The organism is Pseudomonas coronafaciens pv. oryzae str. 1_6 (assembly GCF_000156995.2).
In the GTDB taxonomy this organism is placed as follows: domain Bacteria; phylum Pseudomonadota; class Gammaproteobacteria; order Pseudomonadales; family Pseudomonadaceae; genus Aquipseudomonas; species Aquipseudomonas tremae.
Genome location: NZ_CP046035.1, coordinates 684,564 through 706,056, shown reverse-complemented (window position 1 = coordinate 706,056; position 21,493 = coordinate 684,564). Strand labels below are relative to the sequence as shown.

The window sequence follows — 21,493 nt, the reverse complement described above, 5'->3', positions numbered from 1 at the left end:
CCTTAATCAAACCTGAGCGATCCATTTACGATGTGTGTGGATCGACATCAAAACCCCAAACGCTGACAGTAGGGTCACAAGCGAAGTTCCGCCATAGCTAATGAAGGGCAACGGCACCCCCACCACGGGCATCAGGCCACTGACCATACCGATGTTGACGAAAACGTAAACAAAAAACGTCATGGTCAACGCCCCGGCTAGCAGTTTTCCGAACAATGTCTGGGCCTGCGCGGTAATGACAAGCCCGCGACCGATCAGCAGCATATAGATGATCAGCAGCGCGCAGATCCCCACCAGCCCGAATTCCTCGCCCAGTACCGCAATAATGAAGTCGGTGTGGCTTTCCGGCAGGAAGTCGAGGTGCGACTGGGTGCCGAGTAACCAACCCTTGCCGAATACCCCGCCTGAACCGATGGCGGCCTTGGACTGGATGATGTTCCAGCCGGTGCCCAGCGGATCGCTTTCCGGGTCCAGAAACGTCAGTACGCGCTGCTTCTGATAGTCGTGCATGAAGAAGAACCACATGGCGACTGCTGCGGGCACGGCTGCGGCCAGCACACTTAGAATCCAGCGCCAGCGCAGGCCCGCCATGAACAGCACGAAAGCGCCGGAAGCCAGAATCAACAACGACGTGCCAAGATCGGGCTGACGCACGATAAGAATGAACGGCACGCCAATCAGGGCCAGACTCACCGCTACGTGCTTGAGGTGCGGCGGCAGCGTGCGCTTGGACAAGTACCAGGCAATGGTCGCCGGCATGATGATCTTCAGAAATTCCGAAGGCTGAAAACGGATCACGCCGGGAATATTGATCCATCGGGTCGCCCCCATCGCGTTATGGCCCATTACATCCACAACCACCAGCAACAGAACGCCGATCACATAAAGCACGGGCACCCAGCGCGCCATGAACCTTGGCTCGAGCTGGGCAATTACTACCATCGCGACCAGACCGATACCGAACGAACTGGCCTGCTTGATTAGCAGGTCCCAGTTTTTGCCGCTGGCCGAATACAGCACGAACAGGCTGCCTGCCGCGAGGGTCAGCAGCAGAATCAACAACGGACCGTCGATATGAATGCGCTGCAGGAACGTGGCGCGGCGGCGCATCACGTCTTCGCTGGACAGGATGCGGTCGAAATTACTCTTCACGGGCCGCAGCCTCCAGATTCAGGGAACCGGCGTACTCAGGCTTGAGATGGCCGTTTTCGTCAAGCAGCCAGGCGTCCAGGACCTGCCGCACCACAGGCGCCGCAACGCCGGAACCGGACTCGCCGTTCTCGACCATCACCGCGACGACGATTTTAGGGTTGTCGGCTGGAGCAAACCCCACGAACAAGGCGTGGTCGCGGTGACGCTCCTGAACCTTGGTGCGGTCATACTTCTCGCCCTGCTTGATGGCGACGACCTGCGCCGTACCGCTTTTGCCGGCAATCCGGTATTGCGCGCCGACGGCAGCCTTGCGTGCCGTGCCTCGCGCACCGTGCATGACCTGTTGCATGCCGTGGTTGACGCGTTCCCAGTTGGCCGGATCACGCAATACGATGTTCGGCATCGGGTTCTCGTCGACAGGCGCCTTGCCTTCGATGGTTCTGGCCAGATGCGGACGGTTCCACACACCTTTGTTGGCCACCAGCGCAGTTGCCTGGGCCAGTTGTAGCGGTGTCGCCTGCATGTAGCCCTGACCGATCCCGAGAATCAGCGTTTCGCCAGGGAACCAGGCCTGACGGCGCGTGGCGCGCTTCCACTCACGCGAAGGCATGAGGCCTGGCGATTCCTCGAACATGTCCAGCGACACCTTTTGCCCGATGCCAAACTTGTTCATGTAGGTGGCAAGCCGATCAATACCTACTTTGTGCGCAAGATCGTAGAAGTACGTGTCATTTGAACGCATGATCGCTGTATCAAGATCTACCCAGCCGTCGCCGGTACGGTTCCAGTTGCGGTATTTGTGATCGTAGTTGGGCAACTGGTAATACCCTGGATCGAATACCCGCGAGCCAGGCGTCACAGCGCCGGAGTCCAAACCTGCAATTGCCACGGCAGGCTTGATGGTCGAACCCGGCGGATACAGGCCACGAAGAATGCGGTTGAACAGCGGCCGGTCGATGGAATCGCGCAGCTCGGCGTAAGCCTTGAAGCTGATGCCGGTCACGAACAGGTTGGGATCGAAGCTGGGAGCGCTGACCATCGCCAGCACTTCTCCGGTAGCAGGGTCCAGGGCCACCACTGCACCGCGACGCCCGCCAAGCGCGGCCTCGGCAGCTTCCTGAAGATTGATGTCCAGGCTCAGGACGATGTCCTTGCCGGGAATGGGATCAGTACGTTTGAGCACTCGCAGCACGCGACCACGAGCGTTGGTCTCGACCTCTTCGTAGCCGACCTGACCATGCAGCTCAGGCTCGTAGAAGCGCTCGATGCCCGTCTTGCCGATATGGTGGGTGCCGCTGTAGTTGATCGGATCGAGGCTCTTGAGCTCTTTTTCGTTGATCCGCCCCATGTAGCCGACCGAGTGGGCAAAGTGCGGCCCTTGCGGGTAATGCCTGACCAACTGCGCAACCACTTCGACGCCTGGCAGGCGGAACTGATTGACCGCAATCAGCGCGATCTGCTCTTCGCTCAGCTCGAACAGGATCGGCACTGGCTCAAAGGGTCGGCGCCCCTGCTTCATGCGTTTTTCAAAAATGATCCGGTCATCGGGGGTGAGCTGCAGGATCTCAACGATGGTGTCGAGCACGCTGGACCACTCACCGGCACGCTCGCGGGTCATGGTCAGGCTGAAACTGGGCCGGTTGTCTGCCACCACAACGCCGTTGCGGTCGTAGATCAGCCCTCGGCTGGGCGGAATAGGCTGAACGTGAACGCGGTTGTTTTCCGACAGCGTCGAGTGATAGTCGTACTGAATGACCTGCAGGTAATACAGACGCGCGATCAGGACGCACACCAGCAACACGACCGCCACTGCACCGAACACGACCCTGCCGCGCACCAGACGTGCGTCTTTTTCGTGGTCTTTGAGGCGGATCGGTTGAGACATTTAGGCCGTGTTCACAATAAAGGCGATGCTACTTGTGATAAGGGTGCCCGGACAGGACTGTCCAGGCGCGATACATCTGCTCGCCAATCAGGATGCGCACCAGCGGATGCGGCAAGGTCAGCGGCGACAGCGACCAGCGCTGCTCACTGCGCGCGCAGACCTCAGGCGCCAGCCCCTCGGGGCCGCCCACCATCAGGTTGACCGTGCGTGCATCGAGGCGCCAGCGATCGAGTTCGACCGCAAGCTGTTCGGTGCTCCACGGCTTGCCATGCACTTCCAGTGTGACAATTCGCTCACCCGGCTGCACTTTGGCCAGCATCGCCTCGCCTTCCTGACGGATAAAGCGCGCGACATCAGCGTTCTTGCCACGGGTATTGAGCGGAATTTCCACCAGTTCAAGCGCAAGCTCTGAGGGCATCCGCTTGGCGTACTCATGCCAACCTTCTTCCACCCACTTGGGCATGCGCGAACCGACAGCAATCAGACGCAAACGCACATCAAGGCCTTATTCGTTGCCCGGAGTGTGGTGCGCAGCGCTGGCAGCACGGCTTTGTTCGGCACCCTGCCACAGACGCTCAAGGTCGTAGAACTGGCGTGCTGCAGCGGTCATCACGTGAACGATCACATCACCCAGGTCCAGCAGAACCCAGTCGCTGTCGCCCTTGCCTTCTTCGCTCAGCGATTTCAGGCCGGCAGCCTTGACCTTGTCACGAACGTTGTCGACCAGTGCGTTCAACTGACGGTTGGACGTACCGGTGCAGATCAGCATGTAGTCGGCGATGCTGGTCTTGTCGCGCACGTCGATGGTCAGGATGTCGGCACCCTTGACCTCTTCAAGCGCTGCGATCGCAACATTGATGACTTCTTCACTGCTCATTTTTTGCTTTGTCATATAAAACTCATTCAGCTCGTATGTGTGGGACCGTCCAAACGCTTATCGATCAAAGCAGTTTCAGGACGACCCATCAGTGTTCGGCGCACGGTAAAGCCCGCGCGCATCGATATAGGCCAGTACCGCGTCTGGCACCAGAAAACGTACCGACTTACCGCTGGCCAGCAGTTGACGGATCTGGGTGGCAGACACCGATAAAGGCGTCTGCCAGACGAATGTAATGTGTCCACCCGGCCCTTTCAGGGCCTTCGGGTCGCTGACTGCGCGTGCCGCCAGCAGGTTGCGCATGGCATCCGGCGACTCGCTGTCTGCGTCCGGGCGTTGCAGCACCACGATATGGCAGTGCTCCAGCAGTTCTTCCCACCTGTGCCAGGTTGGCAGCCCGCAAAAGGCATCCCAACCCAGCAACAGGAACAACTGGTCCTGAGGCGCCAACTCGGCGCGCATCGATTCCAGTGTGTCGAGGGTATACGACGGCTTGTCCCGCTTCAGTTCACGGTCATCCACCGTCAAGGGCAACACACCTGCAACCGCACTGCGGACCATCGCCAGACGGTCCTCAGCCGTAACGCTCGGCATGTCACGATGCGGTGGCCTGGCGCTGGGCGTCAGGCGCAACTCATCGAGTTCGAGCAATTCGACCACTTCGAGCGCACCGCGCAAGTGGCCGATATGAACCGGGTCAAACGTGCCCCCGAGCATGCCGATACGTCTGGGCAGCGCTGTCATGGGGCTTTTCAAGTCAGGCTTGTCCGCGCAATTGGCCATCGCCGATCACGATGTACTTCTCGCAGGTCAGGCCTTCCAGCCCCACAGGACCGCGGGCGTGCAGCTTATCAGTAGAGATGCCTATCTCGGCACCCAATCCGTATTCGAAGCCATCCGCGAAACTCGTTGGCGCATTGACCATGACCGAACTGGAATCGACCTCGGCCATGAACCGGCGAATCTGGCTCTGGTGATCGGAAACGATGGCATCGCTGTGATGCGAGCCATAATGATTGATGTGTTCGATGGCCTCGTCCAGCCCGGACACCACGCGAATCGACAGGATGGCCGCCAGATACTCGGTGTGCCAGTCTTCCTCGGTGGCCGGAATGACGTCGATCAGCTCACGGGTGCGCTCGCAGCCGCGCAGCTCGACGCCCTTCTCGCGAAACTGTGCAGCCATCGGCGGCAGGAACTCTGCGGCAACGGTTTGATCTACCAGCAGGGTTTCCATCGCGCCACAGATGCCATAACGGTAGGTCTTGGCGTTGAAGGCAATCTGCTGGGCCTTGGCCAGGTCGGCGTGGGCACTGACGTAGACGTGACAGATGCCGTCGAGGTGCTTGATAACCGGCACGCGTGCGTCGCGACTGACACGTTCGATCAGCCCCTTGCCGCCACGCGGAACGATCACATCGACGTATTCGGGCATGGTGATCAACGCACCGACCGCAGCGCGATCAGTGGTTTCGACGACTTGCACCACGGCAGCAGGCAAACCCGCCTCGGCCAGACCGCGCTCGATGCAGGCGGCAATGGCACGATTGGAGTGAATGGCTTCAGAGCCGCCGCGCAGGATGGTCGCATTGCCCGACTTCAGGCACAGGCTGGCCGCATCGATGGTCACGTTCGGACGCGATTCGTAGATGATGCCTACAACGCCAAGCGGCACACGCATCTTGCCGACCTGAATACCTGAAGGCCTATAACTCATGTCGCGGATCGCGCCCACCGGGTCTGCCAGACTGGCGACCTGACGCAACCCGACGATCATGCTGTCGATGCGTGCGGGGGTCAGGGCCAGACGTTCCAGCATGGCAGGCTCAAGGCCATTAGCCTGACCGTTGGCCAGGTCCAGCGCATTGGCCGCGGACAATTCGTCGCGAGCCTCGTCCAGCGCGGCCGCAGTGGCTTGCAGGGCACGGTTCTTCTGCGCAGTACTGGCACGACCGATCACGCGCGATGCTTCGCGGGCGGCGCGCCCCAGGCGGGTCATGTAGTCAAGAACGGACTCAGTCATGGTCTCAGAGGTCTTGGCAAAGAGGAAAGCGGCTGATTATAGCTGTCGCAGGGCGCGAACGACAGCGCGGACAGGCGGAAGGTCGATATCAGTGCGCATATTCACTTCGCTCGATAGCGCTCGCCACTTTGGTCCTGCTTCCCGCGTCGGCGGTATGACCAAGCGGCGCTCGTACAGAAGATGCGGAACCAGGCAGGATGGCATGTCACGATTTCGTCATTTAAAGAAACAACAAAGTTTTTAATACCGACACATTCAGCTGCAATTAAAGTTGTGCTTGTTATGATCGGGCACCTTGTCAACGTACTGCCTGATCATGCCCACAGCCCTTCCAGACCTGTTCTTCCAACGCGATGCCCAAATACTTGCCCGTGACCTGCTGGGCAAGGTCATCCGCCACAAGGTAGGCGAACTGTGGCTGGCCGCGCGCATCATTGAGACGGAAGCGTATTACTGCGCCGAAAAAGGCAGCCACGCATCGCTGGGTTACACCGAAAAGCGCAAGGCCCTGTTCCTCGACGGCGGCCACATCTATATGTACTACGCACGCGGCGGCGACTCCCTGAATTTCAGCGCCGAAGGGCCGGGCAACGCGGTATTGATCAAATCGGCGTTCCCCTGGACCGACGCGACCAGCGACGAAAACGCTCTGGCACAGATGCAACTGAACAATCCTGACGCCAGCGGCGCGATCCGTCCGGCGCAACGGCTCTGCGCTGGCCAGACCCTGCTGTGCAAAGCGCTCGGCCTGAAAGTACCCGAATGGGACGCCAGGCGTTTCGATCCGCAAAAGCTGCTGGTCGAGGATGTCGGCCAAAGGCCCGAACGCATTATCCAGACCACCCGCCTGGGCATCCCCAGCGGTCGCGACGAGCATTTGATGTATCGCTTCGTGGACTCGGGCTATGCCCGTTTCTGCACACGGAACCCTCTCAGACGCGGTCAGGTCGAAGGCCGCGACTATCTATTTCTCGATGATCAAGGAAACTGACCCATGGGCGACCTGCTCAATGGCATGACCGGCTGGCTGACGGCGAACCCCTCCTGGGTGGCGGTGGCGATCTTTTTAGTGGCCTTTGTGGAATGTGTCGCGATTGTCGGGATCGTTGTGCCGGGCACGGTGATCATGTTCGCCATCGCAGCCCTGGCTGGCAGTGGCATTCTGCCGTTGAGCGAAGTGCTGTTGCTGGGCTTTCTTGGCGGGCTGCTGGGGGATGCGGTCTCTTACTTCATCGGCCGCCGCTTTCATCAGAATATCCGTCAACTACCGGGCCTGCGCACGCACCCCGAATGGATGGCCGGTGCCGAGAGCTACTTCCATCGCTACGGCATAGCCAGCCTGCTGGTTGGCCGCTTTATCGGCCCTTTGCGCCCCATGCTGCCGATGATCGCCGGCATGTGCGACATGCCGCTGCCGCGCTTCGCCGCCGTCAGCGTGCTGGCTGCGGCTGGCTGGTCGATTGCCTATCTGATGCCGGGCTGGGCGGCCGGTGCGGCCATTCGCCTGCCATTGCCGGAGGGCTTCTGGCCTGAAGCTGCTGTGGTCGGCACTGGGCTTGCGGTTCTCTTCGGGCTAAGCATTCAAAGCAGCATTCGCCAGAAACGCTACGCCACCAAGCTGATCTCCGCGCTCAGCCTGACACTGGTTGCAGCATTGTTCATCGGCTGGCCTTACTTGGCGGATTTCGACAATGGCCTGATGAAACTCATCCAGGAACACCGCAGCGAAGCCGCGCAGAACATTGTGCTGTTCGTCACCAGCATCGGTGACTTCAAAGCCCAGTTGCTGGCGGCATCCTTGCTGGTCATAGTACTGGCAGTCGCCAGGCAGTGGCGCCATGCAGCCTTCGCCCTGGCAGCCACATTGGGCACCGCTGCCGCCAACGGCGTACTGAAAACCTTCTTTGCCCGCGCCCGCCCTGAAGTGCTGGTAGACCCGCTGACAACCTACAGCATGCCCAGCGGACACAGCTCTGCGGCCTTTGCGCTGTTCATGACGCTTGCCGTGCTGGCCGGACGTGGCCAGCCGGTCCGCTTGCGCCTGACCTGGATGCTGGTGGGCGGCATCCCGGCATTGGCCATTGCCTTGTCGAGGGTCTACCTGGGGGTTCACTGGCCGACGGACATTCTGGCAGGAATGCTGTTGGCCTTCTGCGTTTGCGCGGCCAGCCTGGCGTTCATTCAGCGCGAGCAGTCCCTGCCTGCCATGTCGGTACGCGTCTGGTGGCTGATCGTGCCGGCAATGACCGCGCTGCTCGGTATATTTGCGGTTCGCGCCCTGTCGCATGCCGTGCTGCGCTACCAGTACTAAGCGGCATTTGAACAGCAACATCGGCCGATTCATTCAGCCAGACGGTGCCCGTGCAACCGGGCACTCGTTGGCAAATCCGGCACTTTGCCATTGCTCTTTCGACGCGTTGACTACACTCCCTGAAGCAGGCGAGTGAGCGACAGCGTTGTCGAAGGAGTGCTGATGTCCGACCTGATTCATTACACAGCGACACCCGCCCGACAGCGTGGCGCAATCGGCCTGATGGCGGCGCTGACACTGGGCCTGGCGCTGCTGTGCGCGCTGGTGGTAGTGGACAGCGGCAGGCTGTATCTGGAGAAGCGCTCGCTGCAACGCATCGCGGACATCGCGGCGCTGGAAGCTTCCGGACGCAGAGGCACCTGTGGCAGCGCGGCCACAGCCCCGGAATTTGCCAACCAGAGCGCCACCCGCAACGGTTTTACGCCGAATACCGATGGCCGGACTCTTGTGATCCGGTGCGGCGCCCTGGCTCTCGGCCTTTTGAGCAAACGCGTATTTGTTGCTGATTCCACCCAGACTCAGGCCATTCAGGTGGTCGCGGCACACCCGGTGCCACGAAGCATTGCAGCGGGTATCGGTGCATTGTTCGACAGCACGCCGACGCCTGCGGACATCACGCTCAGCGCCACGGCGGTCGCCGTGAGTGCTGCGCCACTGGCGGCGCTGACCATTCGCAGCGCCGCGGTGACAGTGGACAGCACCCGTGCAGCCATTCTGAACCCGGTCATCGGCAGCCTGCTGGGCGGCTCGCTCAACCTCGGCATCGCCAATTGGCAAGGCATCGCCAGTACCGATGTAAGCCTTCTGAACTACTTGAACCGTCTCAAGACCGACCTCAACGTAACGGCTGTGGGCTACAACGATGTACTGGCCACCTCCGTTTCGGTCAGTCAGTTGATCCAGACCGCCATCAATGTGCTTGACCCTGGCGGCACCCTGAGCGGGACGGCAACGATTGCCGGCCTGCAAGCACTGAAGCTGGCCAGCGGCACAACCCGAGTGGTGCTGGGCGAGTTGCTGTCGATACAAGGCAGCCCGGACATCGCGGCTCTGAACACCAAGCTGCGCCTGATAGACCTGGTTCAGGGGATCGCGCAACTGGCCAACGATAAAAATGGCATTTCGGCCGCGACGCAGATCAATGTGGCGGGTCTGGCGCAAATAACAACGCGCATTCAAGTGGTTGAGCCGCCTCAGTTGTCTGCCATCGGCGACCCGAGCATGATCGACCCGCTCAATCCCAGGACCGGTGCCAACCGGATCTACGTACGTACCGCACAGATGCGTGCGCTGGTGTCGATCAATCTGCCGGTACTAGGCACTATCACCTCGCTGGTCAATACGGCTGGCTCGGTGGTCGGCAGCCTGACGCCGGTCCTCAACAACGCTCTGGGCCTGAACATTGCCGGCGTGCTGGGCTCAACCTCGTGCGCGCTGGGTCTGACCAGCTGCATGGTCACCGACATCAAGTTTTTGACCTCGAGCACCTCGCCGAGCGCCGGGCCGAAAATCGACCTGAGCCTGTCGCTGGCCAGCGCCGACAGCTACGTCACCGGATTCACCTGCACCAGCAATACGGTCAAGTCGCTCAAGGTTCACACCGAAGCGGCATTGCTCAGTGCCAAGGTCGGGCAGATCAGCGACAGCAATGCCTTCCCTGCGAGCGTCGACCCTTCGACAGTCACAGCCCTGCCCATCCCGGTGATCGATATCGGCACCCAGGTCTGCCAGAAACCGCTGGGCCTTCCGGGACTGGGAACGTGTGCCGCGCGCGTCCCTTTTGGTGGTGGCGGCATCGGCCTGAGCTTCGACCCGGTCTCCCAATCGCAGCTGAGCAGTCCGGCGGCAACCGACAGGACCTTCAGCACGCCCAACCTGCCGGAAATAACCCAGGTCCCGCATTTCCAGACAGGTATCGCAACCACACCACCCAGCAGCGTACTGAACGGCGTGGTATCCAGCGTCAAGGTGAATGTCTACAAATCTGCAACAGGCACCGTATTAGGCACCGTCATCAACGGCACAGCGTCGATATTGAACAGCCTGACCCTGGCGCTGGACGGCATTGTCGAAAACACCCTCAAGCCGCTGCTGACCTCGGCAGTCGACCCACTGTTTCAAGCCCTCGGCTTAGGTATAGCGCCAGCCGACGTCGGCGCCAACCTGAGTTGTAATCTGGGTCAGGCGACGCTTGTCATCTAGCGTGGTGTTTCTGAAACACCACGCTAGATGACCGTTCAGACGGTATTGAATATCGGCAGTTCGATCCTGAATCGCGCGCCCTCGTCCACATTGCTGACGCTGAGCTGGCCGCCCATCTGATCGACAATCCCGTAACTGACGGACAGCCCCAAGCCGGTCCCGACACCCACCGGCTTGGTGGTGAAAAACGGCTCGAAGATGCGTTCCAGCAAACGCGGATCAATGCCGCCGCCATTGTCCTGGACCACCAGCCGAATGATATTTTCATCACGCTCGGCGTCAACGCTGATCCACGGCTCGAAATCCCGGTCTTTTTCACGGCGTGACAGCAAGGCATCGCGGGCGTTGACCACCAGGTTGATCAGCACCTGCTCGAGCTGATCGACATGCCCGCGAACCTGCACGGCTTCGATCATGCTCCCGACCCGCAACTGCACGCCCTTGCCCTTCATCCCTTCGGCGAGCATGGAGGTCGTGCCCTCTACCGCCTGCGCCGGGTCGAACAGCTGCTCCTCGACTTCAGAACGCCTACCGAACACCCTCATGTGATCCACCACCCGCGCAGCGCGCTGCACCTGGGTGTCGATACGGTTGAGTTTTTCGGTAAGGTAGTCGATATCCACGTCGCCACGGCCCAGTCGCTTGAGAACGTTGACCACGGCCATGCGCATGACATTGAGCGGCTGATTGATCTCATGAGCCAGACCGGTGGACATCTCCCCTAAAGTCGCCATCTTCGCGCTCTGGTTCAACTGCATTCTGGAGCGGCGCACATCGGTGTTGTCGCGGCCCACGGCCTGAACCTCGACCAAAGTGCCTTGCTCATCAAATATCCCCCGGTCGGCCCATACCCACCAGGCGTACTCGCGACCGGGCAACTCGATACAGATCTCCTCGGTGCTCAGCGGTGCTTCCGGCGTCAACTGGCCGATTCGTCGCAGGAACGCCTCGCGCTGCTCTGCCGATAGCCAGTCCCCCAGATTGACGCCGGTGAGCTGCTCGGGGGTGCATTCCATGTAGTTGGCCAACGGCCGGTTGCCGAAACTGAGCACCAGGTCCGGAGAATAGCGGCAGATCATCGCCGGAGAATCCTCGACCAGAATGCGGTAGCGCTCTTCGCTCTGGCGCACTTGCTCGGCCGCCAGCGTTGCTTCGGTCACATCCAGCCACAGACCCACTGCTTCCACCGGCATGCCGAGGTCGTCACGCAGCAATCGCGCCTCGTCCAGCAGCCAGTGATAGTTGCCACTCTTGTCACGCAAACGGTAGCGCCTGCTGACCAACCCTTCTCGCAGCAATTGCCGGGTGCGCTCGAACCAGATGTCCCGGTCCTCGGGGTGAATGTATTCCGCCAGTTGCCCCTCGACGCACTCGGCCAACGTCCAGCCCAGCAGAGGCGTGAGGCTGTCACTGAAAAAGGTTGGTTCCAGATTGCCGTGGTCGTAACGCTGCACGTAAATCACGGCTGGCGAACTGGCGATGAGATTGTCCAGCCTGGCGTGCGCCGCAGCTGCCTCGGTTTCCTGATTTTTTATGTCACTGACATCCAGCATGAAACCGAGTACACGCTGCACCTGCCCGCTGATCAACGCCTGGCCCTGAATCCGGAACCAGAGGATGTCCTGAGCAGGGTCGCTCTGTGCCAGACGAACGCAGAGCAGCAGCGGCGTGCCTTTGTCACGCAACTGCGCCAGACGACTGGACAGCTCCTGACGATCGGCCGGATGAATCAGCGCCAGCCAGTCCGGACGCGACAGGCTCTCGACCCGGTTGCCGAGGCGCAGGCTGCGGGCCAGTTGCGGCGCCAGCAATACTTCGTCGCGGGCCGGTATCAGTTCCCACCAGCCTGTGCCGAGCAAATCCTGAAGTACCGCCAGACGTTCTACATGGTGACGGTTGTGCTGCTCGGACAAGCGAAACAGCACCGGGCCGGCCAGCGCAGAGCACAGGTTAAGCCACTCGCGCTCCCCGAGGTCCGGCGCCTGCTGCTGCGGATTGTAGAAGCCGAACATCAGCCAGGCCTTGGCAACGTTGTCGCGGCTGTGGGGGATCAGAAAACCATCAGCGTTACCGAAGGCACTTTGCAGCGGCCCTTGATCGATGCCGTCAGCAAATCTCAATTGGCGGGTGGCATCGGCATCGAACATATCCAGCGCGATGCCCAAGCGCTGCCCGACCTGCCATAACTCAGGCGCTGTATGCGCGCTGTACTGGCAATAGACGCGCCAGCCAACGCCGCTGACCTCTGGTAAAACCAGCGCCACACAGGGGATGCGCCACAACTGCGCCAGCTCTTCCAGTTGCTCGGTGACCACCGCCGTCAAGCGATCGACATTGCAAACACGCACGCGCTCGGCCATCTGCCCGGCAAAACGCAAGCATTGCTGGCGGCTGCGGGCGGCACTGGCCTCTTCCATCAGGTCGCTGATATCAAGCAGTTGCAACAACCAGCTTTTGCCCCGCGCCTGCACCCATCCACGGGCGTGCAAGGTATGTGCGTCAGCACTTTTGAAATCCAGATCGAGCATATGCCCCTGCCAGTCAGACGGCACGCCTTCAACCACCAGCGCGCTGTTGGGCAACAGCAAGTTCATTAACCGTTGCGTCGAAGAGGCCGGCGCAGCCAGGCCCAGTCGCGCCGCGAGGTGCGGGCTGACGCTTTTGATCGCGCCCTCGTCATCGAGCAACACGTAAAGGTCGGCACCGATCGGTTCGGGTTCGCTCGGCGCGGGCACCGCCTGACTTGCGGGCGGCGTTTCGCCACGGCCCAGCCAACGGCTCAGTCGATTTTTTTCAGGGGGCAAGTTGCAGGCTCGCTTGTGCAGTCAGGTAGGTCGGCAGACGCGGGACCTCACCGACGCCGGGCAGCTTCAACAGCGGCAGGACTTGGGTCAATCTGGTTTTGGGATACTGAATACTGACAGTCAACACGCCCGCAGTGTAGGTCACATGAGTGTGATCGGCACTGAAACCCAGCGCGGGCGGTATCCAGGATAACTGGTTCATCACTGCACTCTGCGCCTGACCGACCAGCAGTTCATTGTAATTGGCAGCTGCCGGACTTAGCGCCACACTTCGGCGCACGGCCTCACTGGCAGCAGCATTGAATGACTGCATCATGAGCAACGGCAGGCTGTAACTCACCATCGCGTAGAACACTGAAAAGAACACCACGAACACCACCGCAAATTCAATAGCGGCGGCCCCTCGTTGCTGACGGTACAGTGTATGTATGGGAATGGTTTTCATATCAACGTCTACCCTGACATTGGCGATTAAGCACAGCATAGATTCTTTAGAGAACCCGGTATGTTTTGCGTGATGAAATTATTTCTGCTGCTGGCCTGGTTTGTAATTTGCGCCGAACAGGACGCGCGACGCAAGGAAATTTCCAACCGGCTGACAATAGGCGGCGCGGTGCTGGCCGCTGCGTATCTAAGTTTCACAGGGGTTGCCTGGCTGGGTGCGCCAGCCAGCGAGGCTGGGCTGGCACTGGTGCTGGCGCTGGCCCTGACGCTGCCCGGGTACATGATGGGCAGGCTGGGCGCTGGCGACGTCAAACTGATGACAGCCATGGCGCTTGCCTCCGACAGTGCCTACCTGCTGTGCACTTTTGTTGGCGCAGGCGTCGCCCTGCTGCTGTGGTTTCTTATAGGAAAACACCTATGGCCTCACATGCCACAGCGGGTAACGCAGCGTTACGCCTGCCTGAACCCGAGGACGTCGGACAAACTTCCCTTTTCTCCCTTTTTATTGATCGGCCTGCTACTCAGCGCCGGGCTGCTACATTAATCGAACGTAAAACCAATGCTATGTACATAGTCGGAAAGTAGAGCTACGGTTAATGCATTGCGTTGACGTACGGTCGCGTACAGCAACAACTCTGCGGTGGGTGTTTGCTGAATGGATAAAGGTCACGGTTGACTGAATTTAACAGCATGGAGTCGCACGTGAATAACTTCCCGGACATGAAAGTGCTTGTGGTGGATGACCAGCCGTTAATTGTCGACGAACTCTGCGAGTTTCTGGAAGGCAATGGTTATACATGCGTGCGCTGTTACTCCAGCCTTGAGGCCATCGAGCATTTCACTCATGACAGTACGGTCGGCATCGTGCTTTGTGATCTGGAAATGCCCGGCATGAATGGTATCGAGATGGTCGAAGCCATGAAGATGGCGGGCGGCAAGTCGCACCTGTTCGAAGCCATCATGCTTACCGGGCAAGCCGAGAAAAAGGACGTCATCAAGGCTTTGCGAGCCGGCATAGCGGATTACTACCAGAAGCCGGTGAATCTCGACGAGTTACTGGAGGGCGTCCAGTTGCAGGTCGAAGCGCTCAACGAGCGGCAACGCAATTACCATCAATTAAGCCTGCTTAACGAGAAGTTGCGATTTCTGGCCGCTTCGATCGAGGACATTTATCAAAATATGGATAACGTCCAGAGCAAGCCGCCGCCTGAGAAAAAAATCGCTCCACGCCCGAAAAACGACGCGCAGATGCGCGTAACGCTGGCCAAACTGTCACGCCGCCAGCAGGACGTGGCGCGCCTGGTGAGCACCGGGCTGACCAACTACCAGATTGCCTGCGAGCTGGGTATTACTGAAAATACTGTAAAACTTTATGTATCGCAGGTGTTGCGCCTGACCCACATGCACAACCGTACCCAGCTGGCACTGGCCTTTTCGCCGGGACAGTCCGGTGAACGGCATAACCTGACCGAAAGCCAGGGCTGAGCGGGTTCAGGCCTCTATTTCCGACCGAGCCGTGTGAAACGTCACGCTCGCCAGGGCTGAATGCACCTGATTGCGACCCGCATGCTTGGCCCGATACAGAGCCGTGTCAGCCTGGGATGCCAGGCTAAGACTATCGACATGCGCGCCAAGCGACACCACCCCGGCGCTGAAGGTGCAGGACAGGTCCGCAGGCTGCGCCGGATAATGGATTTCTGCGAAACGCAGGCGGATTTCATCAAGCACCTTGTGAGCGCTATGGATATCGGTGTCCGGCATGACCACAGCGAATTCTTCACCGCCGTAGCGGCCGATGAAATCAGTCTTGCGCAGGCGCTGCTTGAGAAACAGTGAAAGGCTTTTGATCACCCGATCGCCCATCGGGTGACCATGGCTGTCGTTGACCTTCTTGAAGTGATCGATGTCGAGCATGGCGAAGCAAAGCGGCTTGCCCTCGCGTCGCGCTCTAAAACTACAATCTTCCAGCAATTGCAGGATATGCGTGTGGTTATAGAGCCCGGTCAGGCTGTCGCGAACCATCCGCGCCTTGAGGCTTCGCGCTCTGGCGGCACGATTGCGAACCGTGGTGATCAAGTGTCGCGGCTTGATCGGCTTGGTGAGAAAGTCATCGCCGCCTTCGCTCATGGCATCGAGCTGTTTGTCCTGATCGTCTTCTGCCGACAGGTAGATGATCGGCACGCTGACGTAGCGGTCGTTGTGACGAATGACCTTGGCCAGTTCAGTCCCGGTGCAGCCTGGCATGTACATGTCGAGAATGATCAGGTCCGGCTGGAATTCAGCCAGCTCGGACATTGCCTTGATCGGGTCGAGCAAGACCTTCGTGACAATCCCGGCGGCATTCAGCACGCGCTCGGTGTGCATCGCCTGAGCGCGGGAGTCATCGATGATCAGCACCTTGTAGGGCTCGTATTGGGCCACGCAGGTCAGCACTTCAATCTTCTCGAGCAGGCTCGAAGCTTCCAGCGTGCCGGTCAAAAACTCTTCACCACCCGCCCGCACAGCCGCCAGCCGGGTGGGCGTGTCCGTTTCATTAAGGCTGAAAAACAGCAGAGGCAGCTTGTGCTCTAGCCCTTCCTGGGCCTGCGAAGCCAGTTTGAGCCCCTGACCGGGCCCATTGAAGTCGACATCCATGACGATCGCCGCCGGAAGGCGTTGAGCCATTGCGTGCAAAAAATCGCTAACCGTGTGCAACGACATGGCAGCCAGGCCGAAGAATTCGAGCTGCCTGGCCAGACGCTCGGCGCGCTCATGGTCCTGCAGCGCAATATAGACAGGCTTGCGCAATGGAGGCAGCGAGGTTTGCTCAAGCCTGTCACCATGCCGCAGCCCGGTGCGCGACAGCCGCTGCATCAAGCGATTGAGTTCGGTGATGACGTGGCTGTTCAAGCGCCCGCGATTGGCTTCGACGGCGTCCAGCACCTGAGTGATTTCGTTCGCCAGCGCGATGTGTTCAGCCTGTTCGAAACGCTCGGCAAAACGCTGCAGACGCAGTGTCGATTCCTTGAGCTCAGCCATGTGGCATGCCGACCACTCGGCTTTTTGCAGACGCTGCCACGTTTCCAGAATCTGGCGCGCCTGGTGTATGACCCGTTGTGCAAAATGATGCTTGAGGCGATCTCGGCTAGGATCTTCTGGCTCGGTCATATTCGGGCTACTGTGGTTTTGCTGGGCATGATGAAGGATGGCGCTATGCTAGCACCTTGGATACGCATTAAAGATGTCGTGAGCCAGTTATTTGACAACATTTTGATGGCGCTTGGCCATTGCTCAAAATCAATGAGCTGATAGGCTTTGACTATAAGAATAATGCTGCAAGTAAATCGCCCTGCCGGCTTGCCACTTCAAGCCTGAAACTCGATACCTTGGCACCTTGAGACAAGGTTGCGGTCGAACACCACGTGAAGCATTAAACTCAAGATCAGATCGAAAGGACCCTACCATGCTGGATTGGAAAAACCGCGCAGGCAGCGCGGGTGAGCGCACCGCTGATACGTCATCGGTCAAACGCCGCGGTTACCTGGGCAACCTGTTCTACAGCCGTGCTCTGGGCGCCCTGATCTTGATTTATCTGCTGGTCGCATTATTGGTCGGTTGGTACTGGAGCAAGGAACCCGCCCTCTTCCCTGTACAGCAAAATGCACAGGCTGCAGCCGAGCGCGAAGGCAAACAGATGGTCATCGGCTACACCACGGTCGAGACGCTCAAGTCCGTGGCCGGCACCCTGCTCAACAAGCCGGGTGGTTATCTGCTGAATGACAAGCTGCCGCCGGGCGTATGGCTGGATAACATTCCCAGCTGGGAATACGGCGTACTGGTCCAGGTTCGCGACCTGAGCCGTGCGCTGCGCAAGGACTTCGCCCGCTCGCAGTCCCAGTCTGCTGAAGACAGCGATCTGGCCCGCGCCGAACCGCTCTTCAACGTCAAGGACGATACCTGGATGTTCCCGTCAAGCGAGTCTCAGTACGCAGAAGGCATAAAGGCCCTCAGCCGTTATCAGGCGCGGTTGTCCGATCCCAACCAAAAAGGCGCGCTGTTTTATGCTCGTGCCGACAACCTGAACAACTGGCTGGGCGATGTCGGTACCCGCCTGGGTTCGCTGTCGCAACGCCTGTCGGCCAGTGTTGGCCGGGTCAAGCTCAACAGTACGCTGAAGACCGAAAGCAACATCTCGGTCAAGCCGGGTGAAGTGCCGCAGGTGGACGAAGAGATTGTCGAAACACCGTGGCTGCACATTGACAACGTGTTCTACGAAGCACGCGGTCAGGCCTGGGCGCTTTCGCATCTGTTGCGCGCCATCGAAGTCGACTTCGCGGACGTGCTCGCCAAAAAGAACGCGACGGTCAGCGTGCGTCAGATCATCCGTGAGCTGGAGGCCTCGCAGGAACCCATGTGGAGTCCGGTGATCCTCAACGGTAGCCCGTTCGGGATGTTCGCCAACCACTCGCTGGTGATGGCTAACTATATTTCACGCGCCAATGCTGCCGTGATCGACCTTCGCCAGTTGCTGAACCAGGGCTGATGCCTATCCCGCCAAACGAGGCCGCGCACCGCGCCGCCTCGGACGCCGAGCAAATCGCGTGGGTCGATGAGCAGGATCGTCTGCTGGGTTCGATGGTTCGCTCCGATTTGCGCGACCAAGGCCTGATCGGGCGCGGCACGTACATTTTGCTGTTCAACAGTGCAGGTGAACTGTGCGTTCATCGACGCACCCTCAGCAAGGCTATTTATCCCGGTTACTGGGACGTGGCAGCCGGCGGCATGGTCCAGCCTGATGAAAGCTACGCCGAGTCTGCTGCTCGCGAGCTGGAAGAAGAACTGGGTGTACGTGACGTGCCGTTGCAGGCACATGAACGGTTTTTCTTTGATCAACCTGGTAACCGCCTGTGGTGCGCGGTTTTTTCGGCGGTGTGGGACGGCCCTTTGATACTCCAGCCTGAAGAAGTGCAGGAAGCGCGTTTCATGCCTGTTCCTGAAGTGCTGCGTCAGGCCGGGCAAATGCCTTACTGCCCGGACTCGCTGGCTGCGCTGAAGCGTTATCTGGTGCAAGTCCCGGTGGGGCAGTAAAGAAGTGCCCGGTAAAGCAGCGGTTCAGTAAATTGGACCCTGCGCCCCTTAGCAACGGGCCTGTTTGCCGTTACACTGCGCGACCTTTTCAAACTGTATCGGCCCTGCCGTTGCAGTAGCGCTGCCCCTGCCAGAGTGGGGCCTCGCGGTCGATGGCTGTTAAAGGCCCGACCCGTCTTCAGTCCTCAACAAGAGGATGTTACGTGGCTAAAAAAGCCGCTTCCCTCGCTGCCTTGGGTGGCCTGGTATTTTCGACCGACGCAGGGCGTCATTGCCCCGATTGTCGTCATCCCGTTGCCGACTGCACGTGCAAACAGACCGCTCTCCCGGAGGGCGATGGTGTTGCCCGTGTCCGCCGTGAAAGCAAGGGGCGTGGCGGCAAGACTGTCACGACCATTAGCGGCGTGCCCTTGGCCGAAGAGCCGCTCAAGGAGCTGGCCAAGGCCCTCAAGCAGCGCTGCGGTACTGGCGGATCGCTCAAGGACGGTGTGATCGAGATTCAGGGCGACCATGTCGAATTACTGCTGGCAGAGCTGGTCAAGAAAGGCTTCAAGGCTAAAAAGTCCGGCGGCTGAACCCGCGAATCAAATCGTCATTTCAACTCATTACAATGCGCCCAGCCGGCTTGAGGCTGGCGCAACGACTTTTTATAGGGGACTTCGATGTCCGTACGACGCACACGTAAAGACGATGGCAGCCAATGGACCGTTGCAGACAGCCGCAGCGTTTATGGCATTCGCCATTGGGGCGCTGGTTATTTTGCGATCAACGAGGCCGGTCGCGTCGAAGTTCGTCCCAATGGGCCGGACAGCTCGCCGATCGACCTCTACGAGCAGGTCGACAACCTGCGCAAGAGCGGCCTTTCGCTGCCTTTGCTGGTGCGTTTCCCAGACATCCTGCAAGACCGCGTTCGTCAACTGACCGGGGCGTTCGACAGCAACATTGCACGCCTCGAGTACCAGAGCCAGTACACCGCGCTGTACCCGATCAAGGTCAACCAGCAGGAAGCGGTGGTGGAAAACATCATCGCCACGCAAAACGTGTCCATTGGCCTGGAAGCCGGCTCCAAGCCCGAGCTGATGGCCGTGCTGGCACTGGCTCCCAAAGGCGGCACCATCGTCTGCAACGGCTACAAGGACCGCGAGTTCATCCGTCTTGCACTGATGGGCCAGAAGCTGGGCCACAACGTCTTCATCGTCATCGAGAAAGAATCCGAAGTCGAGCTGGTCATCGAAGAAGCCGCCGAGCTGAAAGTCGCCCCGCAGGTCGGCCTTCGCGTGCGCCTGTCTTCTCTGGCGTCCAGCAAGTGGGCCGACACCGGCGGTGAAAAATCCAAATTCGGACTGTCGGCCGCGCAATTGCTGTCAGTGGTCGAGCGTTTCCGCAAGGCAGGCCTGGATCAGGGCATTCGTCTGTTGCACTTCCACATGGGCTCGCAGATCGCCAACCTGGCGGACTACCAGCACGGCTTCAAGGAAGCGATCCGCTATTACGGCGAACTGCGCAAACTTGGTCTGCCAGTGGATTACATCGATGTCGGCGGTGGTCTGGGCGTCGATTACGACGGCACGCACTCGCGCAACGCCAGCTCGATCAACTACGACATGGACGATTACGCCGGTGTCGTGGTCGGCATGCTCAAGGAGTTCTGCGACGCGCAGGGCCTGCCGCACCCGCACATTTTCTCGGAAAGCGGTCGCTCGCTGACGGCTCACCACGCCATGCTGGTGGTTCAGGTGACCGACGTCGAGAAGCATAACGACGAAGTTCCGGAAATCGCCGACAAGGAAAGCCTGCCGGAAACCGTGCAATGGCTGGTTGATCTGCTGGGCCCGACCGACATCGAGATGGTCACAGAAACCTACTGGCGCGCCACGCACTACATGAGCGACATCGCCGCCCAGTATGCCGACGGCAAGATCAGCCTGGCCGAAAAGGCACTGGGCGAGCAATGCTACTTCGCCGTCTGCCGCCGCCTGTACAACTCGCTGAAAGCCCGTCAGCGCTCGCATCGTCAGGTGCTGGACGAACTCAACGACAAGCTGGCCGACAAGTACATCTGCAACTTCTCGGTGTTCCAGAGCCTGCCGGACACCTGGGCCATCGGCCAGGTGCTGCCGATCCTGCCACTGCACCGCCTGAACGAAGAGCCCGTACGCCGCGCCGTGCTTCAGGACCTGACCTGCGATTCCGACGGCAAGATCAAGCAATACGTCGACGAGCAGAGCATCGAGACCAGCATGCCGGTGCATTCGCTGAACGAAGGCGAAGACTACCTGCTGGGGATCTTCCTGGTGGGCGCGTATCAGGAAATTCTGGGCGACATGCACAACCTGTTCGGTGACACCGATTCGGTGAACATCTACCAGAACCCGGACGGCAGCGTTTACCACGCCGGTATCGAAACCCACGACACCATCGAAGACATGCTGCGCTACGTGCATTTGTCGCCGGAAGAACTCATGACCCATTACCGGGACAAAGTCGCCAGCGCCAAGATCACCCCGCGCGAGCGCACCTACTTCCTCGACGCCTTGCGTCTGGGGCTGACGCGCTCATCGTACCTGTCGTCCTGACCCCCTATTTAAGGGAAAGGCTCGTCATTTCTCGTTCCCATGCCTGATGGGAACGAGAACTCCCCCCGGACGCTTCTCGTTCGTCCCGCTCGCCAAGCCATTCAGCGTAGTCCCCCGCCTCCATTTCTGTAGGCAACGTCCTTTTCTACCTC

General features: G+C 59.7%; 18 protein-coding genes. 9 read left to right on the top strand and 9 right to left on the bottom strand.

Translation table 11 applies throughout. The features are described 5' to 3' along the window. Positions 1 to 6 precede the first annotated feature (6 nt). Genes rodA through POR16_RS03165 form a run of 6 tightly spaced genes read right to left on the bottom strand, consistent with a single transcriptional unit; the run spans position 7 to position 5,937 of the window. On the bottom strand, positions 7 to 1,110 hold the full coding sequence (rodA, locus tag POR16_RS03190; RefSeq protein WP_005888724.1) for a rod shape-determining protein RodA: 1,104 nt from the start codon (positions 1,108 to 1,110) through the stop codon (positions 7 to 9). A 31-nt stretch (positions 1,111 to 1,141) separates the two neighbouring features. Then, a complete protein-coding gene (gene mrdA, locus POR16_RS03185; RefSeq protein WP_005888721.1) occupies positions 1,142 to 3,037 on the bottom strand; it encodes a penicillin-binding protein 2 in 1,896 nt (631 codons plus the stop codon). 28 nt (positions 3,038 to 3,065) lie between these two features. Beyond that, positions 3,066 to 3,533: a 23S rRNA (pseudouridine(1915)-N(3))-methyltransferase RlmH gene (rlmH, locus tag POR16_RS03180; protein WP_002555336.1), complete on the bottom strand. Its 468-nt coding sequence runs from the start codon at positions 3,531 to 3,533 to the stop codon at positions 3,066 to 3,068. 9 nt (positions 3,534 to 3,542) lie between these two features. Next, positions 3,543 to 3,929 carry a ribosome silencing factor gene (gene rsfS / locus POR16_RS03175; RefSeq protein ID WP_002555337.1) on the bottom strand — a complete coding sequence of 129 codons (387 nt, stop codon included), beginning with the start codon at positions 3,927 to 3,929 and terminating at the stop codon, positions 3,543 to 3,545. A 60-nt stretch (positions 3,930 to 3,989) separates the two neighbouring features. Next, positions 3,990 to 4,649: a nicotinate-nucleotide adenylyltransferase gene (nadD, locus tag POR16_RS03170; protein ID WP_167346611.1), complete on the bottom strand. Its 660-nt coding sequence runs from the start codon at positions 4,647 to 4,649 to the stop codon at positions 3,990 to 3,992. A gap of 22 nt (positions 4,650 to 4,671) precedes the next feature. Next, the gene (locus POR16_RS03165) at positions 4,672 to 5,937 is read right to left on the bottom strand and encodes a glutamate-5-semialdehyde dehydrogenase (protein ID WP_005888715.1); all 1,266 of its coding nucleotides are present in this window, start codon (positions 5,935 to 5,937) and stop codon (positions 4,672 to 4,674) included. Positions 5,938 to 6,253: 316 nt separating this feature from the next. On the opposite strand from POR16_RS03165, the gene POR16_RS03160 reads away from it, so the two are divergent. From POR16_RS03160 to POR16_RS03150, 3 genes are all read left to right on the top strand, one after another. Next, on the top strand, positions 6,254 to 6,928 hold the full coding sequence (locus POR16_RS03160; protein WP_024670322.1) for a DNA-3-methyladenine glycosylase: 675 nt from the start codon (positions 6,254 to 6,256) through the stop codon (positions 6,926 to 6,928). A gap of 3 nt (positions 6,929 to 6,931) precedes the next feature. Then, positions 6,932 to 8,248, top strand: coding sequence for a bifunctional DedA family/phosphatase PAP2 family protein (locus tag POR16_RS03155; RefSeq protein WP_024670323.1), 1,317 nt, complete (start codon positions 6,932 to 6,934; stop codon positions 8,246 to 8,248). A 162-nt stretch (positions 8,249 to 8,410) separates the two neighbouring features. After that, positions 8,411 to 10,450: a pilus assembly protein TadG-related protein gene (locus tag POR16_RS03150; protein WP_005888710.1), complete on the top strand. Its 2,040-nt coding sequence runs from the start codon at positions 8,411 to 8,413 to the stop codon at positions 10,448 to 10,450. Positions 10,451 to 10,485: 35 nt separating this feature from the next. Here POR16_RS03150 and POR16_RS03145 read toward each other — a convergent pair whose 3' ends face one another. Together POR16_RS03145 and POR16_RS03140 are read right to left on the bottom strand one after the other, a co-directional pair. Then, on the bottom strand, positions 10,486 to 13,254 hold the full coding sequence (locus POR16_RS03145) for a PAS domain-containing sensor histidine kinase (protein WP_005888709.1): 2,769 nt from the start codon (positions 13,252 to 13,254) through the stop codon (positions 10,486 to 10,488). After that, entirely contained in the window at positions 13,244 to 13,699 is a 456-nt protein-coding gene (locus POR16_RS03140; protein ID WP_005888708.1) for a TadE/TadG family type IV pilus assembly protein, read from the bottom strand. The genes POR16_RS03145 and POR16_RS03140 overlap by 11 nt, the downstream gene beginning before the upstream one ends. Positions 13,700 to 13,771: 72 nt before the next feature. Here POR16_RS03140 and POR16_RS03135 point away from each other — a divergent pair, with 72 nt between their 5' ends. Both POR16_RS03135 and POR16_RS03130 read left to right on the top strand, forming a co-directional pair. After that, on the top strand, positions 13,772 to 14,242 hold the full coding sequence (locus tag POR16_RS03135; RefSeq protein WP_024670326.1) for a prepilin peptidase: 471 nt from the start codon (positions 13,772 to 13,774) through the stop codon (positions 14,240 to 14,242). A gap of 146 nt (positions 14,243 to 14,388) precedes the next feature. Further along, positions 14,389 to 15,183: a response regulator transcription factor gene (locus POR16_RS03130; protein ID WP_202906980.1), complete on the top strand. Its 795-nt coding sequence runs from the start codon at positions 14,389 to 14,391 to the stop codon at positions 15,181 to 15,183. A gap of 6 nt (positions 15,184 to 15,189) precedes the next feature. Here POR16_RS03130 and POR16_RS03125 read toward each other — a convergent pair whose 3' ends face one another. Beyond that, entirely contained in the window at positions 15,190 to 16,845 is a 1,656-nt protein-coding gene (locus POR16_RS03125; RefSeq protein ID WP_005888704.1) for a response regulator, read from the bottom strand. A gap of 295 nt (positions 16,846 to 17,140) precedes the next feature. On the opposite strand from POR16_RS03125, the gene POR16_RS03120 reads away from it, so the two are divergent. The 4 genes from POR16_RS03120 to speA all read left to right on the top strand — a co-directional run bounded on the left by POR16_RS03120 (position 17,141) and on the right by speA (position 21,341). Then, a complete protein-coding gene (locus tag POR16_RS03120) occupies positions 17,141 to 18,220 on the top strand; it encodes a DUF2333 family protein (RefSeq protein WP_005888703.1) in 1,080 nt (359 codons plus the stop codon). Continuing rightward, positions 18,220 to 18,765 (top strand): NUDIX hydrolase, encoded by a 546-nt coding sequence (locus POR16_RS03115; RefSeq protein WP_005888702.1) that lies wholly within the window; start codon positions 18,220 to 18,222, stop codon positions 18,763 to 18,765. The genes POR16_RS03120 and POR16_RS03115 overlap by 1 nt, the downstream gene beginning before the upstream one ends. Before the next feature lie 203 nt (positions 18,766 to 18,968). After that, the gene (locus POR16_RS03110; RefSeq protein ID WP_005888701.1) at positions 18,969 to 19,340 is read left to right on the top strand and encodes a translation initiation factor Sui1; all 372 of its coding nucleotides are present in this window, start codon (positions 18,969 to 18,971) and stop codon (positions 19,338 to 19,340) included. A gap of 87 nt (positions 19,341 to 19,427) precedes the next feature. After that, the gene (speA, locus tag POR16_RS03105; RefSeq protein WP_005888700.1) at positions 19,428 to 21,341 is read left to right on the top strand and encodes an arginine decarboxylase; all 1,914 of its coding nucleotides are present in this window, start codon (positions 19,428 to 19,430) and stop codon (positions 21,339 to 21,341) included. Positions 21,342 to 21,493 lie beyond the last annotated feature (152 nt).